General features: G+C 64.2%; 20 protein-coding genes, 1 pseudogene and 1 riboswitch. Of the genes and pseudogenes, 12 read left to right on the top strand and 9 right to left on the bottom strand.

Annotated elements, in window-relative coordinates:
* Positions 1-61: 61 nt before the first annotated feature.
* Positions 62-856, bottom strand: coding sequence for a 3'(2'),5'-bisphosphate nucleotidase CysQ (locus tag AB6N07_RS22615; RefSeq protein ID WP_370675295.1), 795 nt, complete (start codon positions 854-856; stop codon positions 62-64).
* Positions 843-2,186, bottom strand: a complete 1,344-nt coding sequence (locus AB6N07_RS22610; protein ID WP_370675294.1) for a TldD/PmbA family protein — start codon at positions 2,184-2,186, stop codon at positions 843-845. Before AB6N07_RS22610 ends, AB6N07_RS22615 begins: the two co-directional genes overlap by 14 nt.
* A gap of 435 nt (positions 2,187-2,621) precedes the next feature.
* On the opposite strand from AB6N07_RS22610, the gene AB6N07_RS22605 reads away from it, so the two are divergent.
* Entirely contained in the window at positions 2,622-3,185 is a 564-nt protein-coding gene (locus tag AB6N07_RS22605) for a DUF6101 family protein (RefSeq protein ID WP_370675293.1), read from the top strand.
* A 51-nt stretch (positions 3,186-3,236) separates the two neighbouring features.
* On the opposite strand, the pseudogene ubiA reads toward AB6N07_RS22605, so the two are convergent.
* Positions 3,237-4,180, bottom strand: a pseudogene (gene ubiA / locus AB6N07_RS22600) (4-hydroxybenzoate octaprenyltransferase).
* Between the two features lie 142 nt (positions 4,181-4,322).
* On the opposite strand from ubiA, the gene purD reads away from it, so the two are divergent.
* Positions 4,323-5,606, top strand: a complete 1,284-nt coding sequence (purD, locus tag AB6N07_RS22595) for a phosphoribosylamine--glycine ligase (protein WP_370675292.1) — start codon at positions 4,323-4,325, stop codon at positions 5,604-5,606.
* On the opposite strand, the gene AB6N07_RS22590 is transcribed toward purD, so the two are convergent.
* Positions 5,607-6,197, bottom strand: coding sequence for a YqgE/AlgH family protein (locus AB6N07_RS22590; protein WP_370675291.1), 591 nt, complete (start codon positions 6,195-6,197; stop codon positions 5,607-5,609).
* 131 nt (positions 6,198-6,328) lie between these two features.
* Positions 6,329-8,422: a methyl-accepting chemotaxis protein gene (locus tag AB6N07_RS22585; RefSeq protein WP_370675290.1), complete on the bottom strand. Its 2,094-nt coding sequence runs from the start codon at positions 8,420-8,422 to the stop codon at positions 6,329-6,331.
* A 239-nt stretch (positions 8,423-8,661) separates the two neighbouring features.
* Between AB6N07_RS22585 and AB6N07_RS22580 the strand changes: the two genes are divergently transcribed.
* A complete protein-coding gene (locus tag AB6N07_RS22580) occupies positions 8,662-9,468 on the top strand; it encodes a protein-disulfide reductase DsbD domain-containing protein (protein WP_370675289.1) in 807 nt (268 codons plus the stop codon).
* A gap of 44 nt (positions 9,469-9,512) precedes the next feature.
* Complete coding sequence (locus AB6N07_RS22575; protein WP_370675288.1) at positions 9,513-9,995, top strand: peroxiredoxin; 483 nt, start codon at positions 9,513-9,515, stop codon at positions 9,993-9,995.
* A 3-nt stretch (positions 9,996-9,998) separates the two neighbouring features.
* Here AB6N07_RS22575 and AB6N07_RS22570 read toward each other — a convergent pair whose 3' ends face one another.
* Genes AB6N07_RS22570 through ispH form a run of 4 tightly spaced genes read right to left on the bottom strand, consistent with a single transcriptional unit; the run spans position 9,999 to position 13,299 of the window.
* Positions 9,999-10,874, bottom strand: a complete 876-nt coding sequence (locus AB6N07_RS22570; protein WP_370675287.1) for a diacylglycerol kinase family protein — start codon at positions 10,872-10,874, stop codon at positions 9,999-10,001.
* Positions 10,864-11,346, bottom strand: coding sequence for a ribonuclease HI (rnhA, locus tag AB6N07_RS22565; RefSeq protein WP_370675286.1), 483 nt, complete (start codon positions 11,344-11,346; stop codon positions 10,864-10,866). The genes AB6N07_RS22570 and rnhA overlap by 11 nt, the downstream gene beginning before the upstream one ends.
* Entirely contained in the window at positions 11,343-12,323 is a 981-nt protein-coding gene (locus AB6N07_RS22560; protein WP_370675285.1) for a homoserine kinase, read from the bottom strand. Before AB6N07_RS22560 ends, rnhA begins: the two co-directional genes overlap by 4 nt.
* A gap of 1 nt (position 12,324) precedes the next feature.
* Complete coding sequence (gene ispH / locus AB6N07_RS22555; protein ID WP_370675284.1) at positions 12,325-13,299, bottom strand: 4-hydroxy-3-methylbut-2-enyl diphosphate reductase; 975 nt, start codon at positions 13,297-13,299, stop codon at positions 12,325-12,327.
* A gap of 283 nt (positions 13,300-13,582) precedes the next feature.
* On the opposite strand from ispH, the gene AB6N07_RS22550 reads away from it, so the two are divergent.
* The 8 genes from AB6N07_RS22550 (at position 13,583) to AB6N07_RS22515 (ending at position 22,276) form a co-directional block, all read left to right on the top strand.
* Positions 13,583-14,164: a hypothetical protein gene (locus tag AB6N07_RS22550; protein ID WP_370675283.1), complete on the top strand. Its 582-nt coding sequence runs from the start codon at positions 13,583-13,585 to the stop codon at positions 14,162-14,164.
* Positions 14,165-14,271: 107 nt separating this feature from the next.
* A riboswitch (glycine riboswitch) is annotated at positions 14,272-14,365 on the top strand.
* 153 nt (positions 14,366-14,518) lie between these two features.
* Positions 14,519-15,679, top strand: a complete 1,161-nt coding sequence (gene gcvT, locus AB6N07_RS22545; RefSeq protein WP_370675282.1) for a glycine cleavage system aminomethyltransferase GcvT — start codon at positions 14,519-14,521, stop codon at positions 15,677-15,679.
* A 173-nt stretch (positions 15,680-15,852) separates the two neighbouring features.
* Positions 15,853-16,224, top strand: a complete 372-nt coding sequence (gcvH, locus tag AB6N07_RS22540; RefSeq protein ID WP_370675281.1) for a glycine cleavage system protein GcvH — start codon at positions 15,853-15,855, stop codon at positions 16,222-16,224.
* Positions 16,225-16,406: 182 nt separating this feature from the next.
* Positions 16,407-17,753, top strand: coding sequence for an aminomethyl-transferring glycine dehydrogenase subunit GcvPA (gene gcvPA / locus AB6N07_RS22535; protein WP_370675280.1), 1,347 nt, complete (start codon positions 16,407-16,409; stop codon positions 17,751-17,753).
* The gene (locus tag AB6N07_RS22530) at positions 17,750-17,908 is read left to right on the top strand and encodes a hypothetical protein (protein ID WP_370675279.1); all 159 of its coding nucleotides are present in this window, start codon (positions 17,750-17,752) and stop codon (positions 17,906-17,908) included. Before gcvPA ends, AB6N07_RS22530 begins: the two co-directional genes overlap by 4 nt.
* Positions 17,905-19,458 carry an aminomethyl-transferring glycine dehydrogenase subunit GcvPB gene (gcvPB, locus tag AB6N07_RS22525; protein WP_370675278.1) on the top strand — a complete coding sequence of 518 codons (1,554 nt, stop codon included), beginning with the start codon at positions 17,905-17,907 and terminating at the stop codon, positions 19,456-19,458. Before AB6N07_RS22530 ends, gcvPB begins: the two co-directional genes overlap by 4 nt.
* A gap of 128 nt (positions 19,459-19,586) precedes the next feature.
* Positions 19,587-22,019 carry a hypothetical protein gene (locus AB6N07_RS22520; protein WP_370675277.1) on the top strand — a complete coding sequence of 811 codons (2,433 nt, stop codon included), beginning with the start codon at positions 19,587-19,589 and terminating at the stop codon, positions 22,017-22,019.
* Positions 22,016-22,276 carry an EscU/YscU/HrcU family type III secretion system export apparatus switch protein gene (locus tag AB6N07_RS22515; protein ID WP_370675276.1) on the top strand — a complete coding sequence of 87 codons (261 nt, stop codon included), beginning with the start codon at positions 22,016-22,018 and terminating at the stop codon, positions 22,274-22,276. Before AB6N07_RS22520 ends, AB6N07_RS22515 begins: the two co-directional genes overlap by 4 nt.
* Positions 22,277-22,351 lie beyond the last annotated feature (75 nt).

Here is a 22,351-nt window from a genome sequence, read left to right as displayed (position 1 = left end):
CCTCGCGCAGGCCGCCCATCCTCTTTTCGTCAAGCTCAGTCTATTTTGCAAGGGTGTCGAATTAGTAAGGCCCCAGAGCCGCCGCCGCCGCCCGCGTCAGCGCCGGCAAGCCAGCGATCAGGCTGTCGTGGTCGGCGTCAGGTCGGTTGTAGATGATGGAGGCGCCGTCGATGGTCTCGAGCGTCCCACCTGCTTCGGCGACGATGAGATCGGCGGCGGCGATATCCCAATCGTGGGCGCCGTTGCGTGCAAACGCGAGATCGAGCGTGCCATCCGCGACCATGGCAATCCTGAGCGCCAGCGAAGCGACATAGCCGCGACTCCTCAGCGTCGGTACGGGCCGCGACAGGCGGGAAATGAGGACCGCCGGGCCGGCGACGCGTACATCGGCAAGGCTCGGGCGCGGCGGCAAGCGCAGGCGATTGCCGTCGAGGAAAGAACCGCGCCGATGACCGGCGGTGTAGAGGTGACTCACCGACGGCTGCAAAAGCGCCGCCGCAACCGGCCGTCCGTGCTCTACGACGGCGAGCGAGATAGTCCACTGATCGGAACCGGCGAGAAAACCGCGCGTGCCGTCAATCGGGTCGACCACGAAAACACGCTCGCAGCCAAGCCGGGCCGCATCGTCCTCGGTTTCCTCCGACAGCCAGCCGTAGCTGGGGCGAGCGGCCAGCAGGCGCTCCTTCAGAAAGGCGTCGATCGCGAGATCAGCTTCGCTGACTGGCGAGTCATTGTCCTTCTTCCACACGCGTGGGTCGCGGCGAAAGAAGGAAAGACCGATACTCGCCGCCGCGAGCGCCGCATCGGAGAGAAGCGCGGTATCCTCATCGATGCGTGCGCTGTCAGCGGCCGGCAATCGTCAATCCCCCGATAGCCACCGTTGGCGCGGTGAAGGCCGAGCGGAACTCGATGTCGTCGGCCGGCACCAGTTCGCGGAACATGTCGAGGAGATTGCCGGCTACCGTGATCTCGGCGACGGGATAGGCGATTTCACCGTTCTCAATCCAGAAGCCCGCAGCACCGCGCGAATAGTCGCCGGTGAGAAGATTGGCGCCATGGCCAATGAAGTCGGTGACATATAGGCCAGTGCCGACCGCTTTGATCAGCTCGGCCGGTGATTGATTGCCTGGATGCAGCAGCACATTGGTAGACGATGGGCTGGGCGTACCGGTGCCGCGACCGGCCCGGCCATTGGTCTGAAGGTCGAGTTCTCGTGCTGTTGCGCTGTCGAGCAGCCACGTCTGGAGCACGCCCTCCTGAACCAGATCGAGCGCGACCGAGCCGACACCTTCGCCATCGAAGGGCCGCGAACCAGGACCGCGCCGGCGTAGCGGATCGTCGGTGACGCGGATCGCGGAGCCGAACAACTGTTTGCCAAGCTTATCCTTCAGAAAAGACGAGCGGCGGGCGATCGACGCACCGGAAATGGCACCGATAAGCGCGCCGATCAGGCTGGTCGCAACGCGTGGGTCGTAGACCACCGCCGCGGTCTGTGTCGCGACCTGCCGTGGATTGAGGCGGCGCACGGCGCGGCCGCCCGCTCGGGCTCCGACGATCTCGGCGCTTTCGAGATCTGCGAGATGAGTCTTTGACGACGAGTCCCAGTCGCGCTCCATACCTGTGCCGCTGCCGGCGATGGCGGCGACCGAGTGACCGTGGCCAGAGGATTCATAGGCGCCGGAAAAGCCGCTGGACGTCACTAGCGCCATGCCGCCGCGCGCCCAGTAAGCGCTGGCGCCGGTGGTATTGGTGACGCCGTCAACCGCCAATGCCGCCGCCTCGACAACCCGGCCTCGTTCGGCAAGGTCGGCGGCGGAAACGGGCGACTCGTCGAGCAGATCGATATCGGGCCAGGCAGTGGCAAGCAGCGAACTATCGGCCAAGCCGGCAAAGCGATCGGACGGCGCGGCGCGCGCCATGGCGACGGCACGGGCCGCCAACGCTTCCACGTCCGAGCCGAGCGTCGCTGAGATCGTGGCATTGCGATCGCCGACGAAGACCCTGAGGCCAAAATCGTCGTTCTCGGCGTGCTCGATCTTCTCGACCTTGCCCTTGAGCACACTCGCTACTTGGTTGACCGAGCGCACGGCGACGGCGTCGGCTGCGTCGGCACCGGCGGCGCGAGCCGCCTCGACAAGGCGGGCAGCCTGTCCGGTCAATTGGTCGAGGTCGACGAGATCGCTCATGCGGGTATCCGATCGGTTGCGGAAGGTTCGTGTTTAGGGCTGGGGGAGTCAGCCGACAAGCCTTGTAGCCGCCTTCCTCCTATAGAAATGCGGCAACTCCTTGCCGGCCTTCACCGTAAGGCCGTTTCGGATCCTTTCGGAGTCTGCCGGTCAACCCTCTGATGCGCAAGCCTTTTATAGGCGGATCGATCGCCCGGCGGCGTCTGTTTGTCCGGTGCCTTTGTCAACGAAGATTGACCGAGAGTTGACGCCGTGCCGCGATTTGACGCTTCAGATTCCGCTAACCCTCTCAAAAATCGAGAAAAAGTTTACCCAATCCCTTAAGCCGCCGGGGATGACGTTCGCCCTATGATCGCCATGGTTTCGGGACCGAGCGCAAAAAATGACGCTTGGCCCGACAGGGATAGTCAAAAGATTTCAAGTGAGGCGAAGAGCATGACGGGAGCCACTCCCCTGGGCCTTAAAACGGCGCTTAGGCTCGATCCAGGGCATCTGCCAGCCAAGTGGTGCGTCAACGTCGGACAGGCCGGTCGGCCTGTCCAGGAGGCCGCCATCTATATGGACGACGACGGTGTCGTCGTCCGCCGCCATTTATCCGGGCTGCCGTTGACGCTGACCCTGCCGTTCGCCGCCTTCGAGGGCGTGTCGGTCAGGATCGAACCGAATGCCGCTGGCGATCTCGTTGCCCATGTCGAATTGCATCATCGCGACCCGGCATTGTCGATTCCGCTGACCGTGACGCGCGACATGGAAGCCGCCGCCGCCGATTGGCAGGGCTGGTGCGATCGCCTGGGGCTGCCGATGCTGCTGGTGACCACGTCCGGCGGTGTTGAACGCGTTGGCCCCAAGGTGACCGTCCCTGTGGGCGAGCCAGCCCCGCGCCGCCGCCACGCCACCATGGCTGACCGCCGCCCGCGTTTCCTGGTCCGTCGCAAGATGGGCGCTTCCGGCGAAATGCCGGTTCTGCGCGGTTGCCGCGAGATCATCAGTTACGAATGATCTTTCCAGGCCGAACTGTTATGTAGCCGGCTTTCGCCCAGCGAAGGCCGGCTACAACCCTTTGAGCAGGCCATCCATGATGAGCCCTGCGGTCAAGATCAGGCCGGCGTCGCGGTTGGACTTGAATAGTTTTAGGCAGAGCGCGCCGTCGTCGGCGTCGAACTTCTCCACTTGCCAAGCGAGATGGCGGGCAAAGCCGGCAAGGCCGACGAAAGCGATGATTTTCGCATCTGCGAGATAAAAGGCCACGCCAAGCAGCAGTACGGCGGCGCCGTAGCAGACCGTGAGCAGCCTCGGCGTCGAATGCTCGAAATAGCGGGCCGTCGAGCCGAGGTCGATCAGCGCGTCGTCCTCGCGATCTTGATGAGCGTAAATCGTGTCGTAGGCAAAGGTCCACAAGATGGCCGCGACATAAACGAGGATCGCCGGCGGGTCGAGCCGGCCGAACACCACGCTCCAGCCCATCAGCCCCCCCAGGAGAACGACAGGCCGAGTACGACCTGCGGGAAGTGGGTAATCCGCTTCATGAAGGGGTAGACCACCACCGGCACCAGCGAGCAGAGGCCGAGAAGGATCGAAAAGCTGTCGAATTGAAGCAGAACTGCAAGGCCGATCAGTGCCTGCAGCACAAGAAAGACGGCGGCGGCGAGACGACTGACCCGCCCCGACGGGATTGGACGTGTGCGCGTCCGGGCGACGGCGGCGTCGATGTCCCGATCGACGATGTCATTATAGGTGCAGCCGGCACCGCGCGTGGCAATGGCGCCCACCAAGAACAGCAGCGCGTACCAGGGCGAGGGAATGGCGTGGCCGGCAGCTCCCTCTGCCAGGGCAAGCGACCACCAGCAGGGCAGGAGAAGCAACCACCAGCCGATCGGCCGGTCCAGCCGGGCGAGTTGCGCATATGGTCTGACGGCGGCCGGCAGCAATCGGTCGACCCAATTGCCGCGCTTGGCGTCGGGGATAACGATATCGTCGGAATCAGGCGTGATCATGCAGGAAGTCTAGCCGCCGCGCGGCCGTTGCGCGACAGCTTACTCACGCAAATCGCCCAATATTGCCAACCTCGGCCTTTCGTTCACCAATCTGCCATGGTAAGGCGCGCAGCATCGGTTCGGCGACGTTGGAGGGCCCCAGATGCACGTACTCCTTATCGGTTCTGGCGGACGAGAACACGCCATCGCCGCCGCTCTCCGTCGCTCTCCGAAACTGACGCGCCTCACCTGCGCGCCCGGCAATGCCGGCATCGCCGCGATTGCCGAGTTGGCGGCCATCGACCCGGCCGATCATGCGGCGGTGATCGCCTTCTGCAAGTCCGAAAGCGTCGACTTCGTGGTGATCGGTCCGGAGGCGCCGCTGGTTGCCGGTCTCGTCGACGACCTCTCCAGCGCGCACATCAAAGCCTTCGGGCCAAAGAAGGAGCCGGCTAGGCTCGAGGGCTCCAAGGCCTTCACCAAGGAGCTTTGCACGGAGGCCGGCATTCCGACGGCCGCCTACGGTCGCTTCTCCGACGCGCAGGCGGCCCGCGCTTATGTCATTGGTCGCGGCGCGCCGATCGTCGTCAAGGCCGATGGTCTCGCCGCCGGCAAAGGTGTCGTCGTAGCCGCCTCCGTGGCGGAGGCGCTCGACGCGGTCGACGCTTGTTTCTCCGGCGCCTTTGGTGCCGCTGGCGCCGAGGTGGTGATCGAGGACTGCCTTGTTGGCGAGGAGGCGAGCTTCTTTGCCATCACCGACGGCATCGACGTCCTGCCGCTTGCCGCCGCCCAGGACCATAAGCGGGTGGGCGATGGCGACAAAGGCCCCAATACCGGGGGCATGGGCGCCTATTCGCCAACGCCGGTGGTCGATGAGGCGATGGAAATGCGCATCATGGACGAGATTATCGTGCCAACGGTGCGCTGCCTCTCCAAGCGCGGCACGCCCTTCGTCGGCGTGTTGTTCGCCGGGCTGATGATCGAGCAGGATGGTCCCAAGCTGATCGAGTACAACGTCCGCTTTGGCGATCCTGAGACCGAGGTATTGCTGCCTCGCCTGAAATCGGACCTTCTCGAGCTGATGCTGGCCTCCGCCGAGGGACGCTTGTCGGGCAATATCGCCAATTTCGACGATCGCACGGCGCTAACGGTTGTGATGGCCGCCAAGGGGTATCCCGGCAGCTATCGCAAAGGCAGTCGCATCGAAGGGCTCGATGACGCCGCCGCACGACCGGATGTGTCGGTGTTCCACGCCGGCACCGCTGCAACTGGCGGTGCGGTCGTCTCGAACGGAGGCCGTGTTCTCGCCATCACCGCGCTCGGCGACAGCGTTTCCGAGGCGCAGACGAAGGCCTATGCGGCCGTTGACCGCGTCCGCTGGCCGGACGGTTTCTGCCGTCGCGATATCGGCTGGCGGGCCGTGGCGCGCGAAAAGTCCGCCGGCTGATTAAGCTCGGCCGCTTACCGGCGAGAGAGCCGCGAGGTCGACACCCAGCGTGGCGAGCGCCCGGCGATAGCGGTCGCCGTCGACCGCCGAAAAGATGATGTCGGGATCGGAGTCGGTGGTGAGCCAGCCGTTGGCCAGGATCTCGCCTTCGAGCTGGCCCGGCGCCCACCCGGCATAGCCGAGCGTCAGCAGCGAATGTTCGGGCCCACGCCCCTCGGCAATCGCTTTCAGGATTTCCACCGTAGCCGTCAATGACAGATCTTCGGAGATCGGCAGCGTCGACGCATCGAGATGGAAATCGGATGTGTGCAGAACGAAACCGCGACCGGTATCGACGGGGCCGCCCTGATGCACACGCATGCTTCGCGCCGCCGTCGGCAGACGGATACGCTTTTCGTCAGGAATGATGTCGAGCTGGACCAGAAGATCGGGAAAGGACAGGTGATCGAGCGGTTTGTTGATGACCAGTCCCATCGCCCCCTCGGCCGAATGGGCGCACATGTAGATCACCGAACGCGCGAAATCTCCATCGTCGAGCGCCGGCATGGCGATCAGGAACTTACCGTCCAGATAGGTTGCCTTTCCATCCATGGTGCATCCGGGGTTCGTGAGGTTCCGGTTAACCAATATGAACCGCCATGGCGATTATTCAAGGCATGAAAGCGACGAGGTGAGATGGCATAGGCCTCTGCCCTCGTCGCGTCTCTGCATGAGTGTCAGCATCACGCTGCCCGCAGAGTCACCAGAAACTCATCCATTGCCTTGCGCAGTTCGCTGGCCTGAGCCGCAAGATCGTCGGCCGCCGACAGGACGGTGGTCGATACGTTACTGGTGTGTTCCGATGCCTTCCGTATCCCCTCGACGTTTTCCGAGACGGCGGCCGTGCCGCGCGCTGCCTCGCTGACATTGTGGGCGATTTCGCTCGCCGCTCCTGCCTGCTGCTCGACGGCGGTGGCAATGGCACCGGAGATTTCGTTCAGGCGCTGGATGATCTCGGCAATGGCGCCGATCGAGGTCGCCGATGTGCCGGTCGATGTCTGAATGTCGCCAATCTGCCGGCCGATCTGCGAGGTAGCCTTCGACGTCTGGTCGGCGAGCTGTTTCACCTCGGCTGCCACGACGGCAAATCCCTTGCCTGCCTCGCCGGCTCGGGCCGCCTCGATGGTGGCATTGAGGGCGAGGAGATTTGTCTGGCCGGCAATGTTGTCGATCAGTTCGACGATGGTCCCGATCTGGTTGGCTGCCGCCTGCAGGCTGGCAATATTCTCGCGCGTGGTCGAGGCGGTTTCCCGAGCTTCCGTGGCCACCGAGCCGGCGGTGGTGACGCGAGTGCCGATCTCGTTGATCGACGATGACAGCTCCTCGGTGGCGCCGGCAACAGTCTGGACGTTGGCCGTCGCCTGGTTGGCAGCGGCGGCGGCCGAGGCGGCCTGCATGGCCGTTTCCTCGGCATTGCCAGTCAGGGTTTCGGCTGAACTGTGCAACAGATCGATGGCGGCGACGACCCGTTCGAGAACGCCGCCGACGGTGGTCTCAAAGGCGGTGGCCGTCTCATCGCGCAGCCTCTGGCGCTCGACGACCTCACCAGCTTCGCGCTCGGCCGCTTCTCGGGCCAGTTGGCCAACGCGAATGGCGTTGGTCTTGAACACCTCGACGGCGGCGGCCATGGCACCGATTTCGTCCTTGCGGCCAAGGCCGGGGATTTCCACCGACGTGTCGTTGGCGGCAAGTCGCCCCATGGCATCGGTCATCGAGGCCATCGGGCGGCCGAGGCGGACGCGGGTGATCACCGCGGCGGCAATCGATAGCAGGAGAGTGACGGCGAGCATGGCCACATTGATGGCCAGTTGCAGTGTCGCCGAGGCTGAATAGTGATCGGCCTCTGTCCGAAGGGCGTCGATGGCCGCTCCAGCGACGTTGCCGATTGCCGACGTTGCTTTGGCGCTCGTCTGGCGCCAGTCGTCGAACTTGACGCTGGGCGGCTGCCAGGAGGTCATCTTCTTGATCTGCTCGTCCTGAAGCTTGCGAAAGTCCCCGGCAAAGAAGGCGGCGTCGCCGGTCGCGAAGCTTTGCCTGATGGACTCGGGAATGCTGGGCGAGGCAACCATGCTGCGCACCAAGTCCCAAAGCGACTGGGCCTGTTTCAGCGCAGCATTGACCGGCGCGGCCTCCCCATCGCGGAACGGACGCTTTTCGGTGACGGCCGGCAACATCCCGATCACGGAGGTGCCGGCATAACTGCGAGCATTCCATGCCAGCGCGCGGACGTTGACCAGCGCGGCGAGTTCCGGCGCCATGGCCTGAATGCTGCCCTCGATGGCACCCGTGGCATTGTCCATCGCGGCGAGGATATTGCCCCCCTCCGCGAGATAGGTCTTCCCCAATGCCTTGTCGCGTTCGGCCAGCGGTTTGGCGAATTCGGCGTCGGCCGTGGCCCGCAGCTTCTCAAGCGCATCCCGGCGTGCCCGGAGGTCATCCAGCACTGGCTTGAGGGTGGTGTCGACGATCGCCGCTAGGCCGGCGATCGTCGTCTCCAGTCCGGCGGAGGTGGCGACTCGGCGGTCGGTGATGGCCTTGATGGCATCGCCACTTTGCTCGGCCGACAAGCCCAGCACCGACGGCGTATCGCCGCGCTCGACCCGGAAGTTAGAGACCGCCTCGAACAAGCTGCGTTCTACACCGGTAAGCCTGCGCAGCGTCTCAGCTGTCGTCCATGCCCGATAGGCCGTCCAGGCGCCGTTGCCGGTGAGGGCCAGAAGGGCGAGGCTCAATGTCGAAATGACCAAGATTATCGACTTCTGTATCGACAGACGCATACCATCCTCGGCGGCTCATACGAAAGGTGTAGCCATCAAGCCCTCCAGCCCTTAAGAAACAGAAAACATTGCCGATAATGACAATGGCATTTGTCTCCGCAGCGACGTTTCATGGCACGATAACGTGATCTGCAAACGGGTGGTCCGGTGCTTTTTCGTGGGGGAAAGCCACGCCTGATGCTATCTAGTTGCGAACGTTTGCTCGAACCGAGACGATTGCATTGAAGACATCAGGCTTGTTGCGTTTCGCTTTTCTGCTGCCGCTGTTCGGCGGTCTTCCAGCCCATGCTTCGGCCTTCGAGGTGCCGCCGGTGGAGGCACGCCTCGTCGTCGCTGGTGGCATTCAGGATGGCGCATACCGGGCGGCCTTGGAACTCGACCTACCGGACGGTTGGCATACCTACTGGCGCAACCCCGGCGACGCCGGCATCCCGCCGATCTTCGACGTTGCCCGCAGCGAGAACCTCAAGGATTTCACCGTCGATTATCCGGTGCCGGTGCGTCGTACCGACGGCGCCGGTACGTCCATGATCTATGAGGGACGCCTACTCCTGCCGATCCGGGCCGTGCCGGCTCGTCTGGGTGCGCCGGTGACGCTCACCGTCCGCGTGCTCTACGGTCTTTGCGCTGAGGTTTGCGTGCCGGCCGAGGCCGACGTCACGGCTCGTCTCGATCCGGTTGCCGCCGTCGATCCTGTTGCCAGTAACGATATTGCCGCGTTCCAGGCGCGCGTGCCGGTGCGTGTCGCCGACGATCGCCTCACCATCGACCATGTCGGCTTCGACGCCAAGGCAGCCAGAGGCAGTGCCGAGGTTTCGGTTGCCGACGATGGTCATCTCGTCGATCTGTTCGTTACCGGTCCTTCCAAATGGTATGCCGCGTCACCCGAGACAGTCGGGACCACGGATGGTCGGCGCCGTTTCAGCGTTGCGCTGGAGGGACCGTCGGGGGCGACAGGAACCGATGGCGTCGAGCTGAGTTTCGTGCTGGTCGAGAAGGACCATGCCTACGAGATTATCCGCCGCCTCGACGCTATGGCTAAATAGGTATATTCACCGAGGTCCATAGCTGCTCAGAAGAGGAAACCGCCATGATCAAGGTCGGAGACAAGCTGCCCGCGTTCACCTTCCTGACACCGACTGCCGATGGTGGCAGGAAGGAGATCACGACCGATGAGGTATTTGCCGGCAAGAAGGTGATTCTGGTGGCGGTGCCAGGTGCTTTCACCCCGACTTGCTCGAAGACTCACGTTCCCGGCTTCATCCAGGGGTACGACGAGATCAGAGCCAAGGGTGTTGATACCATCGCGGTGACCGCGGTCAACGACGCCTATGTGCTGGGCGCTTGGCGTGAGGCACTCGGCGCCGGCGAGAAGATCGTTTTCCTGGCGGACGGGGCGGCGGCTTTTGCCAAGGAAGTTGGTCTTAATCTCGAATCCTCGCCCAGCATGGGCGTGCGGTCCAAGCGCTATGCGGCGATCATCGTCGACGGCGTCGTAAAGGAACTGCAGGTCGAGGAAAAGGCCAGCGAAGCCACTTGCTCCAGTGCGCCGAGCATTGTCGAAAAGCTCTGAGACTCAGCCGATCACATCAATGGTCCGGCCGGCGCGCACCACCGCGTCGGTCGTCGCCATCCGATCGCCATCGATCTGCATGCGGATGCCTTGGCCGGAAAAGCGCACCTCGGTGACCGCTCGATCCTGAACAGCGATCAGTCTGTCGAGGCGGCCAAATGCGAGCGCGATGGCGGCGCGGAGCAGCGTCGCGGGCCGGTCATCGGCAAGTGTCACCAGACGCAGCCCCGGTTCGGTGGCACGGGTATGATGGGTAATCGCAAGCGGACCACCATAGAAACGCGCCGTCGTCACCACCGCGATTCGGCAGCGGATGGTCTCGCCATCGGTGATCACGGTCACGTCGCGTCCCGTCCTGGCCAGTGCTAGCGTCAGACCGCGCCAGCCATAGGCGAGCTTGCCCCACCGCCGCTTGAAGGGCGCATCGACGGCGTGGACGATATCGGCGTCGAAGCCGGCCGATACCATCAGTGAGAAGGGGCGATCCCCTACGGTCCCGAGATGCAGTCGTTCCGTATGACCGGCGGCGATGCGCTCAGCCAGCTTTTCGGGGGAGAAGGGCAGGCCGAGTTCGTGCGCCAGCACGTTGGCGGTGCCGAACGGTAGAATGGAAAGGGCAGGGCCGTCGCCGCCGCGTCGGACGATGCCGGTAATGGCTTCGTTGATCGAGCCATCGCCTCCGCCAACCACCAATGTGCGCACAGACGGCGAAAGCTCGGCGGCGATATCGGCAAGCTCGCCGGAATAGCGGGTGAGCCAGATGTCCGACCTGAGACCGAGCCGGTCGAGCCGCTCGGCTAGTCGCATCAGGTGGCGGTAGTTGAAATTACCGGCCACGGGATTGGCAACGACCAGGATCGGCGCAGCTTCATGCGGCATCTGCGCCTCCGTCGGGTGGTCTGTACCCAGGCTTGAACGGTGCCATGCCAAGGCGGGCAAGCTCGTCGGCCCGCTCGTTCATGTCATGGCCGGCGTGACCTTTTACCCAGTGCCATTCGACGCTGTGGCGCTCGCGGGCTGCCTCGAGCCGCTGCCAGAGATCGGCATTCTTCACCGGCTTTTTATCCGAGGTCTTCCAGCCATTCTTCTTCCAACCGAAGATCCAGCCGGTAATGCCGCCCTTCACATACTGGCTGTCGGTGTAGAGATCGACGGCGCAGGACCGTGTCAACGCCTCGAGCGCCGCGCAGGCGGCGATCAGCTCCATGCGATTGTTGGTGGTGAGCTGCTCGCCGCCGCAAAGCTCCCGTTGCTTGTCGCCATAGACGAGGATCGCTCCCCAGCCGCCGGGGCCAGGGTTTCCCGAACAGGCACCATCGGTATAGACAGTAACGCGCTTTTCCCCGGTCATGCGCCGGTTCCGGTAAGCTCGAGGCCGTAGGCGCTGGCGGTTGTGGCCGTTCGGTGGAAGCGTAGCTTCCGATAATATTCGAGCGGATCCTTCTTGCGGACAAGCGCGCCGGGCGGCGTCATCAGCCAATCATAGAGGCGGGTGAGCAGGAAGCGTAGAGCGGCCCCTCGGCATAACACTGGCAGCGAGAGGATTTCGATCTCGGACAACGGTCGGCCGGCGGTGTAGCCGGCGAGCATCGCCCGACCCTTGGTGATATTGAAGGCGCCATCCGGTTCGAAACACCAGGCATTGAGGCAGATGGCGAGGTCATAAACCAGGAAGTCGTTGCAGGCGAAGTAGAAGTCGATAAGGCCGGACAACCGCCCCTTCAGGAAGAACACATTGTCGGGGAAAAGGTCGGCGTGGATGACGCCTTCGGGCAGACCCTTTGGCCAATTCGCCTTGATGAAGGAAAGCTCGGCCTCGATTTCACTACCCAGCCCGGCGAGCACCTCGTCGGCGCGGTCCGCGCTGCCGGCGTAGAGCGGCGGCCATCCGTCCGGCCCTAGGCCGTTGCGACGGCGGATGGAAAAGCCTTCGCCAGCCTTATGCAAACGGGCGAGCGCCTCGCCCACTTGGCCGCAATGACTGACCTCCGGGCGCTTCACCCACATGCCGTCGAGAAATGTGACGACGGTGGCGGGACGGCCGGCAAGGCGGCCGAGCGCATGGCCGTCGCGATCGCGCACCGGCTGGGGACAATTGATGCCACGACCGGCCAGATGATCCATCAGGCCGAGAAAGAAGGGCAGGTCGGCCTCGTTCACTCGCTTTTCGTAAAGCGTCAGAATAAAGCGTCCTGCCTCGGTCCCGAGCAGGAAGTTAGAGTTTTCGACGCCCTCGGCAATCCCTTTGCAGGAAACCAGTGCACCGATGTCGTAACGTGTCAGGAAATCGGAAAGTTCCTCGTCGGAAACATCCGTGTAGACGGCCATTCTAGAGCTCCGGGCCGCTCTGGTCGGCCATGTCGCGCAGCGGGCGCGGAAGGGTGAAGGCGATGGTTTCCTCGGCCGTCCGCACCGTTTCGACGGATACGTCGTAACGAGCGGCGAAAGCATCGATGATCTCTTCGACCAGTATTTCCGGCGCTGAGGCGCCAGCGGTGATTCCCAGCGCTCCGATGCCGTCGAGCGCGTCCCAGTCGAGGTCGGACGCTCGTTGGATCAGGAAAGCACGCGCGCAGCCCTCGCGGGCGGCCACTTCGCGGAGGCGCTGTGAGTTGGACGAGTTCGGCGCGCCAACCACCAGCATGGCATCGACTTTCGGCGCCACTTCGCGCACGGCGACCTGCCGGTTGGTCGTGGCGTAACAGATGTCGCTCTTGTGCGGCGGCACGATATCTGGAAAGCGAACGCTGAGCGCCTCGACGATTGTCCGCGTATCATCGACCGAGAGTGTGGTCTGGGATGTGTAGGAGAGCACCGTCCCGGCCGGGAAACTGAGCTTGCCGACGTCATCGACTGTCTCGATCAGCGTCACCGCGCCCTCGGGCAGCTGCCCCATGGTGCCGATGACCTCGGGGTGTCCGGCATGGCCGATCAGGATGACGTGCCGCCCCTTTTTGTGATGAATCTCCGCCTCGCGGTGCACCTTGGTGACCAGCGGACAAGTGGCGTCTAGCTGGAAAAGATTGCGAGCCCGGGCGGCGGCCGGCACTGAGCGCGGCACGCCGTGCGCGGAAAAAATGACCGGTTGCTCCGTTTCCGGGATCTCGTCGAGTTCTTCCACGAAGACCGCGCCTTTGGCACGAAGCTCTTCGACCACGTATTTATTGTGGACGATTTCGTGCCGCACATAGACCGGCGCGCCATAACGGGCGAGCGCCAGATCGACAATCTGGATCGCTCGATCGACGCCGGCGCAGAAGCCGCGCGGCGCGCAGAGCAGGATCTTGAGCTTCGGCAGCGACACCCGTGGTCCCTCTTGCTGGAGAAGCGGAATAGAAGTGTTTGCCTGGGGACTGTCAAGGGAAAGGCGGCGATCCCCAGGGGCAATTGCTTGAAACCAGGGTCGCGTTGTTGCTGGTGCCGCCCAGGACTGCGCGGAGAGCATTCCTGGATAGGAATCGCCTCGAAATGCGTCTAGCACAGCGGAGGCGAAGGGTCGGGCACCTATGATAAATGACCGGCGTGGAACGAGTCGCCAAGGCCGGGGCCGCGTGCTATGGAAGCGGCGAAGCGGAGGTAACGCTCTCATGATTTCTGTTGGGTTCAGCGGTAAGATTTTGTCGGCGTTGGCGCTTGTCATGACGCTTTCGGCCTGTTCCTCGGGCAGCTTCTCTCCCCGCTCGTTGGTCTCGGGTGGTCCCGATCCCAAGGCGGAACAGGAGACGCTGGAAAAGTTTGCGCCGGTCGCCGTTTGTCCGGACGTGCAAGTGCGCGACGGTACGCAAATGCTGGCGGTGTTCGAGAAGGGCAAGGAGGGCGATTTTAGCGCTGTCCGCTTCCAGGGCACCATCCGCAAATTCGCCCGCGAATGCCACACCGATGCTTCCGGCACCACCACCATCAAGGTGGGCGTGGCCGGCCGCCTTCTTGCCGGGCCCAATGGGGCAGTTGGTGCCGCGACGTTGCCTGTGCGCGTCGTGTTGGTCCGCAACGGCGATGAGGTGCTCTACTCCAAGCTCTATCCGCAGAACATCACGATTGCGCCGGGCGCGGCCGCGGCCGACTGGGACTTTGTGGCATCGGATGTCGTGGTTACAGGCGACAAGAGCCAGGGCAATTTCGTCATCTACGTCGGCTTCGACGAGAGCAAGGACAAAAAGAAGAAATAGGCCTGCGATCAGGTGCTGGCCGAAGTTGCTTGAAATTCCGCTGCTGGCAGGTCATGCTAGTGGGTGTTCGGGATAGTCGTGCCCGGACGCGGAGCTGCAAGGCTCCGAGACGCTGCGCGGGAGAGACCAACGGTGGTTACCGTTGGCGCCGAAGGAGCAACCGCCCCGGAAACTCTCAGGCAAAAGGACCGCTCGCAGCGGACGACGCTCTGGAAAGCAGGCGAGGCTCAGGCTTCGGCTCACCGAAGGAGTAACCTGGACAAGGCGTCCGGGGAAATCTCTCAGGTTTCGTGACAGAGGGGGCGCGGACATGACGAATCCCGTCGTCCGCCCACCTCTATCCGGAGCTGACGCATGACGACGCCCGTCGATGCCGACCACGACCCGTATTCCGCCGCCGTGCCACTCAAGACGCCGCTCCATGACGCTCATGTGGCGCTTGGTGCACGTATGGTGCCCTTCGCCGGCTACCTGATGCCGGTGCAATACGAAGGGATTCTTGCCGAGCACGCCCATTGCCGCGCGGCGGCCGGCTTGTTTGATGTTTCGCACATGGGTCAGGCCACGCTGCGTGGACCCGACCATCAAACGGTCGCTCGTGCTCTCGAAGCATTGATACCGGCTGACATTCTTGGTCTTGAGCCGGGCCGACAGCGCTATTCCCAACTTCTCAACGAACGCGGCGGTATCCTCGACGACTTGATGGTTCATCGTGCCCATGGCGCCGAAGGTACGCTCGGTCTCGTCGTCAATGCCGCCTGCAAGGTCGCGGACTACGCTCACATTGCCGCCCGGCTGCCCGATGGCGTCTTGCTTGAAATCCACGAGGAGCGGGCTCTGCTCGCCTTGCAGGGGCCGGAAGCGGTCAACGTGCTCGTTTCGCTTGGCGCCGACGTCGCTGGCTGGGACTTCATGGATGTCGGCTCGGCGAGCATTGCCGGTATCCCGGCCTTCCTGTCCCGTTCCGGCTATACCGGCGAGGACGGTTTCGAGATTTCCGTCCATGCCGATACGGTCGCCGGTCTTTGGGAAATCCTGCTGCGTGATCCCCGGGTTCGGCCGATCGGTCTCGGCGCCCGCGACTCGCTGCGTCTAGAAGGTGGGCTCTGCCTCTACGGCCATGACATCGACGAGACGACGACGCCGGTCGAGGCCGGTCTGCTCTGGTCGATCCAGAAGCGCCGCCGTGAGGAAGGTGGCTTCCCCGGCGCCGATATCGTTCGTTCGCAGATTGCCGAGGGTGTCGCGCGCAAGCGCGTCGGCATCCGTCCGGATGGACGGGCACCGGCCCGCGACGGCGCTGAGATCGTCGACGAGAACGGCTATGCCATCGGGGTCGTAACATCGGGCGGCTTTGGCCCGACGGTGGGTGGCCCCGTGGCGATAGGCTACGTCGCCGCCGTTCACGCCCGGCCAGGCACGCGGGTGGGACTGATGGTGCGCGGCAAGGTGCTGCCCGCCGAAATCGTTTCTCTTCCCTTCGTTCCGGCACGCTTTCATCGCGCGCCCAAGTAAGAGACCGTTTGGAAATTCGCTCGGGGGAGTCGGCTGGCACGGCTTTCGAGAACCGGAGCGCAGCGGACGTTAGGGTCCGTGAGCACCGTAAGCACAGAAAGCTGGGTCAGACGGCCGCCGGAGTAGAATTTCAGGACGGTCTGTAAAACCTCCAGAGACAGCGGAACAAGAGCATGACCAAGTATTACACTGAAGAGCACGAGTGGATCGCCGTGGCCGGCAAGATCGCTACCCTCGGCATCACCGATTATGCGCAGGCCCAGCTCGGCGACGTGGTGTTCGTCGAGGTGCCGACCGTTGGTCGCAAGGTGAAGAAGGGCGAGGAGACGGCCGTCGTCGAAAGCGTCAAGGCGGCGAGCGAAGTCTATTCGCCGGTCACCGGAACGGTCGTCGAGACCAACGAGCCGCTCGCCAACAGCCCGATCACCGTCAACGAAGACCCGGAGGGTGCCGGCTGGTTCTGTCGGATCGAGTTGTCGGACCCCGCCGAACTCGAAGTTCTCATGGACGAGGCCGCCTACAAGGCTTTTGTCGAAGGGCTTTGACAGTCCAAGGCATCTTGTCGAAGCGTCGCGTCCGCAGCCTTCTACGGTGACGGCTGTCCCGGCCGGGGATGATCCCAGAAGGTGGTCGTCGCCGGTCGGACGTGGACGTTGCACGCCAGCAGAGGCGACTGCCGCCTCTCGAAATAACAGCATCGTTTGATTAGGCTATTGGAGCCCGTTCCATGCGCTATCTTCCTCTTTCCGACGCTGATCGGAACGATATGCTGGCAGCCATCGGCGCCACCTCGATCGACGACCTCTTCGCGGACCTGCCCGCGGCGAAGCGCCTTGCGGGGTTGCCGAAGTTGCCCCCGCACGCCAGCGAGCAGGCGGTTGCTCGCCGTCTCGGCGCCATGGCCGCGAAGAATATGCCGGCCGGATCGGTGCCCTTCTTTATCGGTGCCGGCGCCTACCGGCACCACGTACCGGCCACCGTCGATCACCTGATCCAGCGCTCGGAATTCCTGACGAGCTATACGCCTTACCAGCCGGAGATCGCCCAGGGGACGCTGCAGGTCCTGTTCGAGTTTCAGACGCAAGTCGCCCGTCTCACCGGCATGGAAGTCGCCAATGCCTCGATGTACGACGGGTCGACAGGGCTGGCCGAGGCGGTGCTGATGGCCCATCGCATCACCCGGCGTGATCGGGCGGTGTTGTCCGGCGGCGTTCATCCGCACTATCGCGGTGTGGTCGAGACGGTGACCCGCTTCCCAGGCCATACGGTGGAGAGCCTGCCGCCGGACCTTTCGGGTACCGAGGATATCCTCGCCGCCATTGACGAGACGACCTCCTGCGTCGTCGTTCAGTCACCATCCTTCTATGGCCATCTCTACGATCTCAAGCCGATCGCCGAAAAGGCACATGCCGTCGGCGCGCTCTTGATCGCCGTCTTCACCGAGGTGGTGTCGCTCGGCCTGATCGAGCCACCGGGCGCGCAGGGCGCCGACATCGTCGTTGGCGAGGGACAGTCGCTCGGCAATCCGCTCAGCTTCGGCGGTCCCTACGTCGGCCTCTTTGCGACGCGCCAGAAATATGTTCGCCAGATGCCCGGCCGTCTCTGCGGCGAGACGGTGGATGCCGATGGCCGGCGCGCCTTCGTCCTGACGCTGTCGACGCGCGAGCAGCACATCCGTCGTGAGAAGGCCACGTCCAACATCTGCACCAACGCTGGCCTTTGCTCGTTGGCCTTCTCGATCCACCTGACGCTGCTGGGCGGCGCGGGGTTGACCAAGCTCGCCCGTATCAACCACGCCAACGCGGTGAAGCTCGCCGATGGGCTGGCCACGCTGCCGGGTGTCGAGTTGCTCAATCGCGCTTTCTTCAACGAGTTCGCCCTGCGCTTGCCGAAGAGCGCCGTCGGCATCGTCGAGGCTCTGGCCGCCAAGGGCATCCTCGCCGGCGTGCCGGCGAGCCGGCTCGAACCGAACCGACCGGAGCTTGAAAACGTGCTGGTCGTCGCCGCCACCGAGGTCAACACCGACGATGACAGGGCGGCGCTGACGACGGCCCTGCGGGAGGCGCTGGCATGACCGATAGGCGACCGACAGAGAGCGGTGAGCCGTGGGGCAAGGAAAATTTGCCTGTCGCTCAGCGCCGCTTCTTCAGCGACTGCCCGGCGAAGACGCCAAGCCGCTACCGCAGTTTTCTGCTTTCGACGCTGTTCACCTTTGGAGGTGACCAATGATCATGAATAACGTGGGCCGCCCGACCGCGCCCGTCGCCACCGGCACGGACGCTGCCACATCCACCTTCACGGGCAATCAAGGGCTCGCCATCGAGGAGCCGTTGCTGTTCGAGGTCGGCCGTCTGGACATCACCGGTGTCGATTTCGATGACGTCGATACCTTCGAGCCGCGCCTTGGCGGCCTCGGCCGGACTGCGCCCGTCGATCTTCCTGGCCTCACCGAGCCGGAGACGATGCGTCATTACGTTCGCCTCAGCCGCCAGAACTACGCCATCGACCTTGGCCTCTATCCGCTTGGCTCCTGCACCATGAAGCACAACCCACGCCTCAACGAGGTGATGGCGCGGCTGCCGGGATTTGGCGACGTGCACCCGCTGCAGCCCTTGTCGACGGTGTCGGGCGCAGTCGAACTGGTCGCCGAGCTTGGTCGCTGGCTGCTGGAACTCACCGGCATGGCTTCGGTCGCGATGAGCCCCAAAGCCGGCGCCCACGGCGAGATGTGCGGCATGGCGGCGATCAAGGCGGCGATCGTCGATCGCGGCGAGGCGCGGGACGTGGTGCTGGTGCCCGAATCGGCCCATGGCACCAATCCGGCAACGGCTGCCCAGCTCGGGTTCCGCGTGGTTGGCGTGCCGGCGCGCGCCGACGGCACGGTCGATCCTGAGGAGGTCAGGAAACGCCTCGGGCCCGACGTGGCAGCGATCATGCTGACCAATCCCAACACCTGCGGCCTGTTCGAGCGCGATATTGTAGAGATTGCCGAGGCGGTGCATGCCGCTGGTGCCTATTTCTACGCTGACGGGGCGAACTTCAACGCCATCGTCGGCAAGGTTCGTCCGGGCGACCTTGGTGTCGACGCCATGCACATCAATCTGCACAAGACCTTCTCGACGCCGCACGGCGGCGGCGGTCCCGGTGCCGGTCCGGTCGTACTTTCCGATCGCCTCGCGCCTTATGCGCCGGTGCCCTTTGTTCGGTTTGGCGAGGATGGCGCGGCCGAATTCGTCGAGACGCGCAAGGCGGCCAGCGAGCGGGGGCTGAAGCCATTCGGCCGCATCACCGCCTTCCACGGCCAGATGGGCATGTTCGTCAGGGCGGTCGCTTATATGATGAGCCACGGCGCCGACGGTCTCAGGCAGGCGTCGGAGGACGCGGTGCTCGCCGCCAACTACGTCAAGGCATGCCTCAAGGACGTCATGACGGTCGCCTTCCCGGAGCGGCCCGCCATGCACGAAGTGCTGTTCAATGACCATTTCCTGGAAGGGACCGGCGTCACGACTCTCGATTTCGCCAAGGCGATGATCGACGAGGGGTTCCATCCGATGACCATGTATTTCCCGCTGGTCGTCCATGGCGCTCTGCTGATCGAACCAACCGAGTCGGAATCGAAAGCGAGCCTTGACCAGTTCATCGGTACGCTGAGGCATCTTGCCGAAAAGGCAAAGGCGGGTGATGTCGCTGCCTTCAAGGCGGCGCCACAGCTGGCACCGCGCCGCCGTGTCGACGAGACACTAGCGGCCCGCCAGCCGAAGCTCACCTATCAGGGCTGACGAGACGCGGAAACGGCGGCCGAAGTCGCCGTTTCCGCCTGAAAACCGCGCCAGATCCAATGTGACGGCTTGCCAGACGGACCGTTTCGAAGCACCCTCCCGGATACCCTTTCTCCGGGAGCACGCCTATGGCGATCGGCCCGCTGCCGCCGGTGATCAGTGAAATCCAGGCGAACTCCGGTCAGCCGGGAAAGACGCTCGCCCAACAGTCAGCGGCAAGTTCGCTTATCGACCTCCAGGCCGCGGCAACGACCGAACCGACAACCGCCATCCTTCCAGAAACCACTTTAATTGAAAAAGCTGTGGCCGAGGCGCTTGGCCACCAGGGCGGGTTGGCGCAACTTTACGCCACGCTGACCGAGCTCGCTGGCGCTTCTGACTTGCCTGACGCGGTGAAATCGGCCGTCGAGACCATAATGGCCTTCCGCCTCGGTGATGGCGACGTGACGCCAGCGCGGGTAGCCGAGGCGATCCGTTCGTCGGGCGTATTCCACGAGGCGGTGGCAGCTGGCAAAATGGCTGCGTCGCCGCCGCCGGCCGTCCGGCAGGCGCTCGCTGGCGCAACTGGGGACGGGCGATTGGCGACGGCACCGCCTGCGATATCCGCCTCTGTGCCGGCGACCTCGACTACCGCCTCGATGCCGGTTTCGTCTGCCGCACCTTCGCCGTCAACCGATGTAAGCCCTCGCCCAAATCTCGGCACATCGGCATCAGCCGCTCAAGCCTATGGGCGACAGAGAGCCATGCCCGCGCCAACCGCCACGACGATCACTTCTCAAGTCTCAAGCGTTGTCAGTGCCGTCGGTGCTCTCACCCTATCGAGTGCTCCGAACGAAGCGGTCGTGACCGTTCCGGCAGCCGGCACCGTAGCGCCGTTGGCAACCGCTTCAGTGACTTCCAAAACGGCCGCTGTCCCGCTATCGAGCAACGCCGTGGCCGCGGCGCCGACAACGGTGGCTGGAGAAGCACCGCCGAGTGTCGCTGCGACAACGCTTGCCTCCACAGCACCCTTGCTGTCAGTTGCCGGAAACGCGCCTGAAGGGGCGGCATCCATCCCTGCTCAAATAGTCTCGACCGGCGATGGCGAGGCCGTGGCCGTGCCGTCGGCCAGCGGCGGTGCTGTGCCTTCCTCGCCCTCAACCTCGCCTGGAAGTCCGGCGATGGCCGCCGTTGCCGGTCGGCTTGCTGATCATCCGGCAGCGGTTTTCGAAGGTCTCGCCCAACCAGCAGTGTCGCACCCGGCACGCGCTTCCGAACCGTCGGGGTCTGGTGCACCAACTCAAATCGCACCGACAGTTCCGTCAGCTCCGGCCGCCGGTACATTGACCTCTTCGCGCTCCTTCGCGCCATGGACACCCGGCCGACCGCTGACGCCCACGATCTCCGCGATTGTCACGGAGGCACCGACCGGGACGTCCACCGCTGCCGACCATCCGGCCTCGCCTTCGGTGGCTGTTGCCGCCGGTAGCGAAGCGGTTGTTCCTCGTCCTGCCGGCGAACGAGCTCTCTTTGTTCCTTCCGCCGTGGAGAACTTGCCGAATTCGCCACCGGGATCGGCGGCGCAGCGAGTGCCGACCGGCCCGGCAGTGACGGTCAGTCCGGCAACACCTGTCGCCGCATCCGACGCGCTAGCGCAGCAAGGCGTCACCCCGTCTTCCGGCGTGCAGGCTTCATCGGCGCCGCCTCAACCGGGAACTGGTGCGGCACAGGAAGTTGCACAGTCCGCACCGCAGGTCGCGCCGCAGCCCCGTCCGGTTGCGCCAATCGGCGTCGAGATTTCCGGGGCGCCCGCGCCGCAGGTCCCGCTACGAACGTCCCCGCCAACCGCCGCGCCATCGCTGACGGCCGGCGTCGATCTCAAAGGTGCGCTGGAGATGTTGCGCCGCGAACTGACCGTCTGGCTCGGTCGCAACGCTGACGTGATGGCGAGCCTTGAGGGGACTGGTGATGACGCGGCGCCTTCGCGCGCTGACCGCCCGGCGCCGCCGCGCAAGAGTGGTCCAGTTCGTGGCCAGCCGGCGGTGCCGCTTCTCAATGACGAGGAGAGTGAGGCGGTCTCGACCGAAACGATGGCCGGTCGCGCGCTCGGCGAAACGGAACGTTCCTTGTCGCGCGTCTTTCTGCATCAGGCGGCATCCGCCGAGAGCCGAGAGGCGAAAGTTGCTCAGCCAACGCCGGTGTTGATGCTGGAAATCCCCATTGTTGGGCCGAATGGCACCTCGATTGCCCAGCTTCGCATCGAGCGCGACGACCATGCGCCGAACGAGCCCGGCGCACCGCCGCGCCGCGTCTTTCAGGTGGATATCGCCTTCGATATTGCCCCCCTTGGTTCAGTCGCCGTTCGCGTTGGATTGATGGATGGGCGGCGTGTTGCGGTGGGCGTCTGGTGCGAAAGCGACGACGGCCTGGTCCGGATGGAGGCGGAGCGCGAAAATATCGTACTGGGCCTCGAGCAGGAGGGCATGGTCGTGGCCGGCGTCGATCTTCACCGAGGACATCCGTCCGAAGGCCACGACGAAATGGCGATTGCGCCCAGCCATCGCTTGGATCTTCAGCTATGAGCGACAAGGACATCCGCAAGGCCGTGGCACTGCAGTATGCAGCGCCGGGAGCGCCGAAAGTGGTCGCCACTGGCAAGGGCGCCGTCGCTGAGGCGATCGTCGAGAAAGCTCGGGAGGCCGGCGTGCCGGTAGAGGAGAACCCGGCACTCGCCGATGCGCTGTCGACGCTGAAACTCGACGAGACGATCCCTATCGATCTTTACAAGGCCGTCGCAGCGGTGATCGCCGCCGTGCTGCGGGCGGCAAAAAAGGCTTGATGATGCCGAGGCAGGGACGGACATGACGGCCTGAGGGGCGCCCCGAACATAGCTTAAGTGAGTGGTGGCGGCGAT

Origin of the sequence: Pleomorphomonas sp. PLEO, from assembly GCF_041320595.1 — a bacterium.
Taxonomy (GTDB): domain Bacteria; phylum Pseudomonadota; class Alphaproteobacteria; order Rhizobiales; family Pleomorphomonadaceae; genus Pleomorphomonas.
Note: the sequence above shows the minus strand (reverse complement) of the source record. Positions and strands in the feature narration are given on the sequence as shown.